Annotated in this window: 7 protein-coding genes; all 7 read right to left on the bottom strand. The window is 41.4% G+C overall.

Going from position 1 to position 10,931, the window contains the following annotated elements; translation table 11 throughout:
- Positions 1–19 precede the first annotated feature (19 nt).
- On the bottom strand, positions 20–5,125 hold the full coding sequence (locus F6K64_RS23120; RefSeq protein WP_202799138.1) for a type I polyketide synthase: 5,106 nt from the start codon (positions 5,123–5,125) through the stop codon (positions 20–22).
- A 74-nt stretch (positions 5,126–5,199) separates the two neighbouring features.
- Entirely contained in the window at positions 5,200–6,753 is a 1,554-nt protein-coding gene (locus tag F6K64_RS23115; protein WP_008178620.1) for an amino acid adenylation domain-containing protein, read from the bottom strand.
- A 34-nt stretch (positions 6,754–6,787) separates the two neighbouring features.
- Complete coding sequence (locus tag F6K64_RS23110) at positions 6,788–7,594, bottom strand: thioesterase II family protein (protein WP_008178622.1); 807 nt, start codon at positions 7,592–7,594, stop codon at positions 6,788–6,790.
- A 153-nt stretch (positions 7,595–7,747) separates the two neighbouring features.
- Positions 7,748–8,641, bottom strand: coding sequence for a chlorinating enzyme (locus F6K64_RS23105; protein ID WP_008178624.1), 894 nt, complete (start codon positions 8,639–8,641; stop codon positions 7,748–7,750).
- A 59-nt stretch (positions 8,642–8,700) separates the two neighbouring features.
- Positions 8,701–9,603 carry a chlorinating enzyme gene (locus F6K64_RS23100; protein WP_008178626.1) on the bottom strand — a complete coding sequence of 301 codons (903 nt, stop codon included), beginning with the start codon at positions 9,601–9,603 and terminating at the stop codon, positions 8,701–8,703.
- A gap of 31 nt (positions 9,604–9,634) precedes the next feature.
- On the bottom strand, positions 9,635–9,922 hold the full coding sequence (locus F6K64_RS23095) for a phosphopantetheine-binding protein (protein WP_008178628.1): 288 nt from the start codon (positions 9,920–9,922) through the stop codon (positions 9,635–9,637).
- 811 nt (positions 9,923–10,733) lie between these two features.
- Positions 10,734–10,931: transposase (locus tag F6K64_RS23090; RefSeq protein WP_287265468.1), on the bottom strand; the 198-nt coding region annotated here is incomplete at its 5' end.

Below are 10,931 nucleotides of genomic sequence, written 5' to 3'. Positions count from 1 at the left end.
AGTTTTTTGGTTAATTTTGCTATGAATTTTGCGAAAATTTTTCTGCTTCTGACAAGAGCTTATTTAAATTTTCACTATCCATCTGTAGCATCTGATTCATTAAATCCTTCTCTTTACGATCTTTATTAGTCAAGAGTTCATTCTCTTGATGATAAAGATTTATAATTAACTGCGCAAATTTCGACAGTAATTTCACTTCTTCCTCTCGCGATAAATCCAATGTTTTTTTTAAATATTGAATTAAATCTAAAACATTTCCTTGATTGAGCAATCTAATAAAATTATTTTTCTGATTTTTAGAAGTCGCTGATGTGAATTTTTGCTCATTCGTTTCATATTTTTCAATCCAGTATTTTTTGCGTTCAAATGGATATGTGGGTAATGTCACCTTCTGATAGCTATATTCTTGGTTCAAACTAGACCAATTAACCCGAACACCCTGTACATATAGCTTTCCTAAACTAGAGAGCATCTGCTGCTCATCGTCTACCGTCGGACGCAGAGAAGGTAACCACACCCCCGTCCCTTCTGGGAGGCATTGACGTCCCATACCCAACAAAATGGGTTTGGGACCAATTTCTAGAAAGCAGTCATACCCAAATTCAGATAATGCTTCCATACTGTGGGCAAATCGAACTGGTTGACGAATGTGATTGACCCAGTACTGAGCAGTGGCGATTTGTTCGTCTGCTTTTACCCCCGTCACATTTGAGATCAAGGGAATGCGAGGAGAATGATAAGTGAGTTGTTCAGCTACCGTGGTAAACTCTGCCAATATTGGCTCCATCAGAGGAGAATGAAATGCATGGGAAACTTGGAGTGACTTGGTCTTTACCCCTGCTGATTCAAGCTGGTTAGAGATCGCACCCAAGACCTCAGCAACACCTGAGATCACCACACTTTCAGGTCCATTAATAGCTGCAATAGATATCTTCTCGGTATGGGGGGAAATTAGCGATCGCACTCTCTCTTCAGAGGCCATCACTGATACCATCGCTCCTCCGGCAGGTAGCTGCTGCATCAACCGGCCCCGAGCAGCAATCAGTTTTAGTCCGGTTTCTAAATCAAAGACCCCAGCAATCGTCGCTGCCACATACTCACCTACGCTATGCCCCATTACCACCGCTGGCTGAATCCCCCAGGATTGCCACAATTGAGCTAAGGCATATTCGATCGCAAACAAAGCCGGTTGGGTATAGGCTGTGTTATTCAGCCGAGCAGCATTCTGCTCATCCGCTGTTTGCGGATATAGAAGATCAATCAAAGAAACCTCAAGCTCGGACTGTAAAATCTGGTCACATTGGTCAATCGCATCCCGAAACACAGACTGAGTTTGATACAGTTGCCGCCCCATGTTCAGATATTGCGACCCTTGACCAGTGAACAAGAAAGCAATTTGGGCTCGAACTGATGCTTTAGTCTGCCCTTGAGCAAGTTCCTGAGTTTGCTCAGGGCTCAACTCAGCATTATCATCCAACACATTTGCCAGTTTGCAACGTAGATCAGGAATCGAATCACTTACTATCGCTAACCGATGTTCAAAGTGTGCTCTTCCCACACAAGCCGTATAACAAATATCTCCAAGCTCCACTTCAGTATTGTCACTCAGATAGCGTTGATAGCGCTTGACTAACGCTTGCAGTGCAGGAGCTGTTTTGGCTGAAAGGGTGAGAAGATGATGCGATCGGTCCTCAAGCTTGGCTCCATCTTCGTTTCTGGTTTTTGGTTGGGCATTTTCTGGTGCTTCCTCCAAAATCACATGGGCATTTGTTCCTCCAAACCCTAAGGAGTTAACACCGGCCCGTCGAGGATGACCATTCCTCTCCCACTCAGAGAGCATTGTATTCACAAAAAACGGACTATTGGCAAAGTCAATTTTGGGATTCGGTGTTTGGAAATGAAGACTAGGGGGGATTTGTTTGTGGTAAAGAGCAAGGACTGTCTTAATCAAGCCCACAATGCCGGAGGTGATTTGTAAGTGCCCCACATTGGTTTTGACAGACCCAAGGGCACAAAACTGTTTGCGCTGAGTTTTAGCCTGAAATGCTTGGCTCAGAGCACCCAATTCGATCGGGTCTCCGAGCAAAGTTCCTGTGCCGTGAGCTTCCACATAGGTAATCGTCTCGGGATTGATATTGGCAGTTGCAATTGCCTCGGCCACCACTGTAGTCTGTCCCTCCCCATTGGGTGCGGTATACGCAACTTTGTTGCTCCCATCGTTATTAATGGCAGATCCCTTAATAACCGCATAGATATGATCTCCATCTTGGAGAGCTTCCTCCAGGCGCTTCAAGGCAACCAAGCCAACGCCATTGCCAAAAATAGTTCCTTCTGCTTGGGCATCAAAGGCTCGACAGTGGCCATCGGGAGATGCTATGAGCCCTTCTTGGTGGAGATGTCCAACTCGTTGGGGCACCTGCACTGAAACACCTCCCGCAAGAGCCAAGTCACATTCTCCATTAAGCAAGCTCTGGACTGCTGTGTGAACTGTAACGAGTGAAGTTGAGCAAGCCGTTTGAATATTGACACTCGGTCCAGTCAGGTTCAATTTATGGGAGATGCGTGTTGTCAGATAATCTTTATCATTAGCAAGTACCACCTGCAGGCCGCCCATAGAGTCGGGAGTGAGTACTCGTAAATCATCATGTTCATCAAAAGTGTCACGGTTGGGCAGAAGATTATGAATGAAATAAGTACTTAACATTGCTCCCGCATACAAACCAATAGAGCCTGAATAAGTCAGAGGATCATACCCTGCATCTTCCAAGCTTTCCCAGGCACATTCCATCAATAATCGTTGCTGGGGATCCATAAATTCAGCTTCTCGGTTAGTATAGCCAAAGAAGTGAGCATCAAAATATTCCACATCAGAAAGAATTGGACTTGCTCTCACATAATTAGGATTACTTAAAAGCTTCGGATCAATGCCAGAAGCTAATAGTTCTGAATCTGAGAAAAAGGTAATGGACTCCGTTCCATTCTGTAAGTTCTGCCAGAATTGATCGAGATTATCTGCGCCAGGGAATCGACCTGCCATGCCAATCACCGCAATCTCTGTTGAGTCCGCTTTACGAACTTCTTGGCGAATCTGTGCCCGTGCATACCCCTGTTGGGCTGCTGAATCTTCAGGTTGCGTCTGGGTGAAATATTGAGCCAACGCCTCGATAGTGGGATGACTAAACATCTCTGCAATTGACAATTCTTTGCCAAAAGATTCTTGCAACTGACTTTGTAGCGTTAACAGTAAAAGGGAATGACCACCTAATTCAAAGAAGTTCTCTTGCAAGCCAATTTTATCTAAACCGAGGACATCTTGCCAAATATTGACAATTACCTGTTCTACCTCAGTTTGAGGTAAGGCTAAGGCTGTTTCCTGAGATCCCATAATTCTTAGAGACTGTCCTACTGTCTCGATTAAAGGATCAAATTCTCCTGCTTCAAATTGCTGCTTTAACTTTTGACGTTGAATTTTTCCAATTGCTGTTTTAGGAATAGATTCCTTACCAACCGGTAGGAGATAATCGGGATTAATTCCTATATTTTGAACGACAGCACCTCTAATTTTTTTTATTAGTCCTTTGAGAACTTCTGGATTGGTCTCAATATTTGCTTCAACCGCACTAAAGAAAATCGCAAGTTGATCTGATGAAGACGAATTCGTTTTACCTTGTATAGCGCAGGCAGCTGTGAAGGAAATTTCAACTCCATCCACTTCTTCCACTACTGCTTCAATTTCATGGGCAGGGTAATTAACTCCATTGATCAAAATTACGTCCTTATCTCGCCCTGTTAAAACAAGATATCCATTCTCTAGATAGCCTAAATCCCCCGTCCTAAACCAGCCATCCGCAGTAAATGCAGCTTGATTTATCTCAGGGTTTTGATAGTAACCACTAGTGACTGATGCCCCTTTAACTTGGAGCTTACCGATCGCACCTTCATGAACAATTTCATTATCATCATTAACAATTCGCAGACAAGCACCAGGAATAGGAAGACCCAAACCAACAAAGGGCATGTCATCTGAAGTATTACTGAGTGAAAATTGATCGGACCAAGTAATGCCTCCAGAGGTTTCTGACATGCCAAAAGCTGGACGTAATACCGTTTCTGCTAATCCTTGTCGCTTCATTAATTTCAAAAATCTACGAGCGACTTTAGGCGAAATTTGTTCTCCTCCATTCACTAAGAAACTGATCGATGACAAATCCCATGACCCTGCTTCAGCATCTTGAACCAAGTCATTAATGAGGGAATATGCAAAGTTTGGTCCCCAAGAGATTGTTGCTTGATGTCGTTCAATCAAAGCTAACCAATGGAGTGGGTTTTGCAAAATATATTTAGTTGGTGCATGAACTTGTTGGCAGCCTAGTTCTACGGCCATAACGTTCAGCATAATAATCCCCCCCACGTGATCTAGGGGCATCCAATTCAAGGTTACCGCCTCAGAATCGAAGTGATTCATCTGGATCGTGCCTGCAGACTCACTCAAAATATTTCTATGGCTCAACATGACTCCTTTTGGGAGTCCAGTACTGCCAGAGGTTAACAAAAGCAAAGCCAATTCATCTGGTTGCCCTCGGTAAATTTCTTGAGTTGGATCTTGCTTCCTTAGATCTTCAATGACACCTGTCTGAAAATCCCTCAAATTTAGATGAGTTGATAGAGACCGAATCTCAGGAGCAAGCTCTCGGTTGGTTAATATCAGCGGATGCTCTAGCATCTGCCATGCATTGTGTAACTTTTTAGTTACATTATTTAATTGCTGGTAAGTAGGGGCGATAGATAGAGGTACAGGAATAAATCCACCTAATAGACAACCCCAAAAGGCTGGAATAAAATCATGTCCTTCTTCCAATTGCAATATCACCTTATCTTGTGGTTTAAGATCCCATTGTCTTAACCCTGCCAATATCCTTTTGGCATCTAATAGTAAGTCTTGATAGGATTGGTATTGTTCTGAGCCATCCGCCTGAATATATGTAATTCCTTTATTCGTTAAAGCTGCTCGCGGTAACAGATCGCATAGAAGTGTTGGAGAATTTGATGGGATATTTAATGAACCACCAAAGCTGGTGGAAAGTTTATGATTTACCTCATCATAGTTTTTTTGATGTATACCCATAGGATTATCCTTCATGCGTTTAGTGCCACTTTTCAGCAATCAATTACAATTCTACCTCGATGATCATAAATATATTAATGCACTTTACTTGCCAGCAAATCCCTCTCTAAGATAGACGATAGTGTTTTTCGATCGGTTTTTCCAGAGGATAGCTGAGGAAATTTTTCCATAACGACAATCTGCCTCGGCACCATATACTGTGGTAATTCTTGGTTTAAATGCTCTTTTATTTGTTTCAATGCACTATCTTTTGATGTCTCATTTGCCAACATCAGAGCCGCAGCCAACATTTTTTCTCCATACTTAGATTCTAGCGTCACTACCTCTGAATTTTCCACCCAATGGAATCTATTAATGACTTGCTTTATTCCGTTGAGGTGAACTCTATACCCACCAACATTTACTTCATTATCATTCCGTCCGACGAAGAAGAGGTTACCATCTGCTAGGTACTTACAAATATCGCCTGTTTTGTAGCAAGTTGTCCCCTTGAATTCAACAAGTCTTTCTTTACTTTGCTGCTCCCGGTTCCAATAGCCCGCCATGACCTGAGTGCCACCGATCAAGAGTTCTCCTGGTATTTCTGGATCGTAGATCTCCTGATTCTGCTGATCTACTAGATATAGCTTAGCATTTTTCAACGGTTTGCCAATAGGATATAGCTCGCGACGATTTGGATCTCGATCGCGGATGATATAGGCTGCACAAGCACAAGTTCCCTCAGTCGGTCCGTAGCCATTGATAATTTTTATGTTCTCACCCTTTCCCAACCATTTTTGGATCACTTTGATATCGGGAACATCTGCACCAGTTAGAATTGTTTTGAGATCTTTAAGGATAACATCGTCGAACTCTTTTGTTTGCGCAATCAAGCCTAACATTGAACCGAAAGCAGCAAAATGAGTTACTGAGTTATTTTTGATTACCTCAAACAGCAACTCATGTAAGACAACATCACTATATAAATATAGCCAGGCTCCTTGGTAAAGGGGAAATAGTATATCTATTACTGATGCATCAAAATGAAAAGGTGAGAAACTGACACAACGTGAATCTTCATCTACATCATAAAACTCTCGAGTTCCCTCAAAAAAATCTATGACACTGCCATGCTTAATCAATACTCCTTTAGGATCTCCAGTTGAGCCCGATGTATAAATGCAATAAGCAATATCTTCACTTTCAATTTGTGGCAATCTATCTTTTTCCTCTACTGTGCTGTCGGTGATTAGAGGGTGTAATTGCTCGATTAGAACTATTTTCACTTCCTGCGGAACATTTTCGCTGACCAAATGCAATAATTCTTGGTCTGTCAATATCACACTAGGAATAATTTCTGTAATGATTTTATTAAGACGATTGACAGGCATCTTACCATCTAGGGGCACATGGATGCAGCCTGCCTTAAATATGCCCAGTATACCAACCATGAGTATAGTCTGCTTACTGGCTAGTACCACTACGCGATCGCCTTTTTGACAACCCATCTCGATTAACTTTCGTGCAAAGCGGTTACTAGCTGCCTCCCAGACACCATAGGATAATTCAGTTTGTCCATCTGTTATTGCACATTTATGAGGAGATTTTTTACTATGTCTTGTCACAAGATTAGCAATGTTTTTACCCATGGTGATTTCATCCTTTTATATGATGGTTAGTAAGCTATGATTTTTGCAATGCTACTTTCGTCGAACAATTATCATTAGCCTTAATATATCGCTGTAATTCTGTGCAGATAGTGTTAAGCACTAACTCTTCTGCACTGTGCAGGAAGAAATGGTCTCCAGGGAAAGTATATAGTTCAAACTCCCCCTTAGTTTGTTCTTGCCAACTATACATACCGCTCTTACTAACAAATGAATCTTCTGTACTATATAAAGCAATGATCCGGCAGTCCAGTGGCTCTTCATCTTTATAAATATAAGTTTCTCCCAGTTTGATGTCCGATCGGAGGCGTGGAAGCAGCAACTCAAACAATTCCTCATTTTGAGCAATCACTTGAGGTATCCCGTTATAATCGCGAATTGCTTGAGCAAATTCATCATCAGGCAACTGGTGCATATTTGAGGATTCTTTTGGTCTTAGCTGGGGAGCATCAAACCCTGAAACCATTAGAAATTGGGGTTGTCCGAGTTCTTGTTGACGTAATAGCCTAATCAAGTCGAAAGCAATCAATGCACCCATGCTATGACCCATAAAAGCAAAGGGTTTGGACAGAAACGGCGACAACTCTTGAGCTAGTACAAGATTAATGTCCTCAATATTGGACATTAACGGTTCATAACAACGCTTTTCCCTGCCTGGTAACTGAATTGCGACTAACTCAACTTCATCAGGGAGCGCTCTCGACCAATCCTGGAAAATAGAACCCCCTGCACCTGCATAATGAAAGCAAAATAAACGCATCTTGGATGCCTCACATTTTGGGGTTTCATCAAAAATTAACCAGGATGAATCATCTGTTTGCATTGGCTTATAACTAATATGTTGCCATGAAGGTATGCTAGGAGGTTCCTTTCTTAGAGAGCCAGTCAAGAAACCGGGGTTCTTTTGAGGAAATACTGATATTTCCTTGTCCTCCTCATGGGAAACCCGGTTTGCCGAGAATACTTGACAAATTCTCTACAGAGGTTGTCTCACTTTGTTGTGTTTGTAAGTATCTTCCCCAGCCACTAGAACAGTTGAATAGCGATCCAGCATAAACTTTTCCCCAAAGTGCTCAAAAGAATCCCAATCTGGATATACTCTCACATCTGTTGATACAAAGCGTGTTGACCAACCGTAACGTATCGATGATTCAGAGGTATTTGGTTCAGAACCATGCATACAGCGAGAGGTAAACAGGAAAAATTGACCCGGTTCCATCTCCAAGTGTACCGCTTGGGATTCATCTGGTTCCCAATTTGGATCGAGTTTCAGTTTATCGTAGTCATAGCCATAGAAACCTGATTTTTGGCCTTTGGTGAGTTTTTGGTTGATATTATCTGGCTCAAACTTAATGTTCCGATGTTCGTCAAAGTACCAGGTAGTGTGAGTACCAGGCATGACTTTCATACAACCATTTTTTCGAGTGGCTTCACTGAAGGTTACCCAAGCAGTCAGTTCCCAAGGTCCATCGTGAGACTCAGTAGGAACCAGCTTCGACTCTCCCTCAAATTCTACGAAGCTTTCTGCTTGATGCCAGTCTGTACCTTCATCACCCGGATATTTGGGAAACCACTCTGTTCGCCAGCACAGTACATTTGGACCCAAAATACTACTAACACGATCAACAACTTTTGGGTGAGAGATGATATCATTGAGAGCCTTGATATCAAGATGGCGATCATAGTTCATTTTGTTGTTTGGGAAAGGAGCCGTTTCCTTGTCCAACAGATCCATCTTGATACCATACCATAACTCAAGCATCTCTTCTGGTGGGAAGAGAGTAAAAGGTCCAATATAGCCATTTTCCTGAAAGAATTGTTTTTCTTCCACAGAAAGATAGTATCTGGGTTCAGCAGTGATAGTTTTCATTCTTATCTCCCTTGTTTCTCTTGAAGTGGTCAAATACTTCTGCAACAAATCTACTCAGGTTACTGTCCCAAAGGTCGTCTAATTTTGTTGTGTTTGTAAGTATCTTCCCCTGCTACCAGAACAGTTGCATACCGTTCTAAAGGAAATACTTCTCCAAAGTGCTGAAAAGATTCCCAATCTGGATATACTCTCACGTCTGTGGGAACGAAGCGTGTTGACCAGCCGTAACGTATCGATGAGCCAGAGGTATTTGGTTCTGAGCCATGCATACATCTAGACGTAAACAGAATAAATTGACCCGGTTCCATTTCCAGGTGTACCGCTTGGGATTCATCAGGCTCCCAGTTAGGATCTAGTTTCAGTTTATAGTAGTCATAGCCATAGACCCCAGTCTTTTTACCCCCAGTGAGTTTTTGGTTGATCTTGTCTGGCTCAAACTCAATGTTACGATGCTCGTCAAAGTACCAGGTATTGTGAGTACCGGGCATTACTTTCATACAGCCATTTTCTCGGGTGGCTTCACTAAATGCAACCCAAGCAGTCAGTTCCCAAGGTCCATCGTGAGACTCAGTAGGAACCAGCTTTGACTTGCCCTCAAACTCGACGAAGCTTTCTGCTTGATGCCAGTCTGTTCCTTCATCACCAGGATATTTGGGAAACCAAGCCGTTCTCCAACATAGTACATTTGAGCCCAAAAGACTGCTAACACGGTGAGCAATTTTTGGGTGAGAGATAATATCACTCAAAGCCTGGATATCCAGATGACGGTCATAGTTCATTTTACTGTTAGGGAAAGGTGCCGTTTCCCTGTCCAAAAGATCCATCCTGATTTCGTTCCACAACTCCAGGATCTCTTCAGGTTGAAATAGAGTAAAAGGTCCAATATAGCCATTGTCTCGAAAGAATTGTTTTTCTTCCACAGAAAGATAATAACTGAGTTCAGCTTTTGCCCTAGTTTTCATCTACTTTTTTACTCACCGATAAAGTTAACTGCTAATGTGTTTGCTCTCTGACCGCATCAATTTCTTTACTCAGTTCAGCAATTGTTGATTTGTGCTTATCAAAAAACCACCGAGCTTTGATGCTAACCCCCATCTTTTCTGTTACCTGATTAACCACTTCAACCAAATTTATTGAGTTCCCCCCGATATCCATAAAGCGATCTTCTATACTGATTGTCTCAACACTGAGAACGTCTTTCCATATTTCAGCAAGCTGCTTTTCTGTTTCTGTCTGGGGAACCACGACATCAGAAATGGGTAGTTCTGTTGAATTACTCATCTATTTATCCTGATTTATCTATCTATAAGAGATGTTAAAAGTGCTTGTCACATCTCTGGACTAACCTTTTTAAGTAAGGAAGAGTGTTAAGGGGAGTTTATACACTTTGCTTATTTATAGCGTTTATCGTGATTATGATGTACAGCGCAATTTCAGGATTATCCCCGTACAACCCCCTTAAATATTGGCTTTTGCCTTTTGCCTCTTGCCTGAAAATGATAAGCTTTGTCCTCATGAATATGAGAATTGCTATATCCATTTTTCATGGTATCACAGAGCCAGCCAAAAATAACAAGATTATCTTATCAAAAAATATTATGAATATTTTTAATAGTATAGAAAAACATTATGAAAGCACCGAAAAAAAAACGTCGAGGGTTATTCAAGGTAAACGCATCTAAATTTGTATCAAAATTTACATTCAAAAAGTAAACAATAATACCAAAAATCTAGAATTACCCTGTAGACATCTCCAGGAATTGCAAAGCAGTTCTATCACTAGCTTTGAGATGCTTGCGATCATTCACAAAAATGACAACTTTCAACGAAAAAATAATAGTTATTAAGCTTTGTTAATAATAAATAATTAACCTAAAAAATATAAACTAAATATGTAAGCATTCAGCCGTCAGCCATTCGCGTTCGCGAAGCGTCGGCTTTGCCGAAAGCTTGGCCTATGGCCAAGGCCAAGGCTCACGCTGCTTGAGGTGGTTATTTTATTCAAAAGCACCTCAGAGCTGATTCGTAAACTCGCTGTAATGAACCTATCCCACTAATATAATTTTAGTAATCCACATAAGCTGTTGCGCATTTAAACTGTGATAACAGCATTGCCTTTGTTTTTTATTTTTCGTACCCATTTTATAATTAACCCTCCTTCATTTAAAAGATGATTTAACAAACATTCTAATTCTTCAATTGATTTGAAAACTCGATTGGCAATATATTCTTTTGCTGAATGCCAAACCAATTCAATTAAGTTATAATCAGGACTATACTCGGGAAGATA

Origin of the sequence: Moorena sp. SIO3A2 (genome assembly GCF_010672265.1) — a bacterium.
GTDB lineage: Bacteria > Cyanobacteriota > Cyanobacteriia > Cyanobacteriales > Coleofasciculaceae > Moorena > Moorena producens.
The sequence above is the reverse complement of the archived record's forward strand: the minus strand, read 5'-3'. Positions and strand labels throughout refer to the sequence as shown.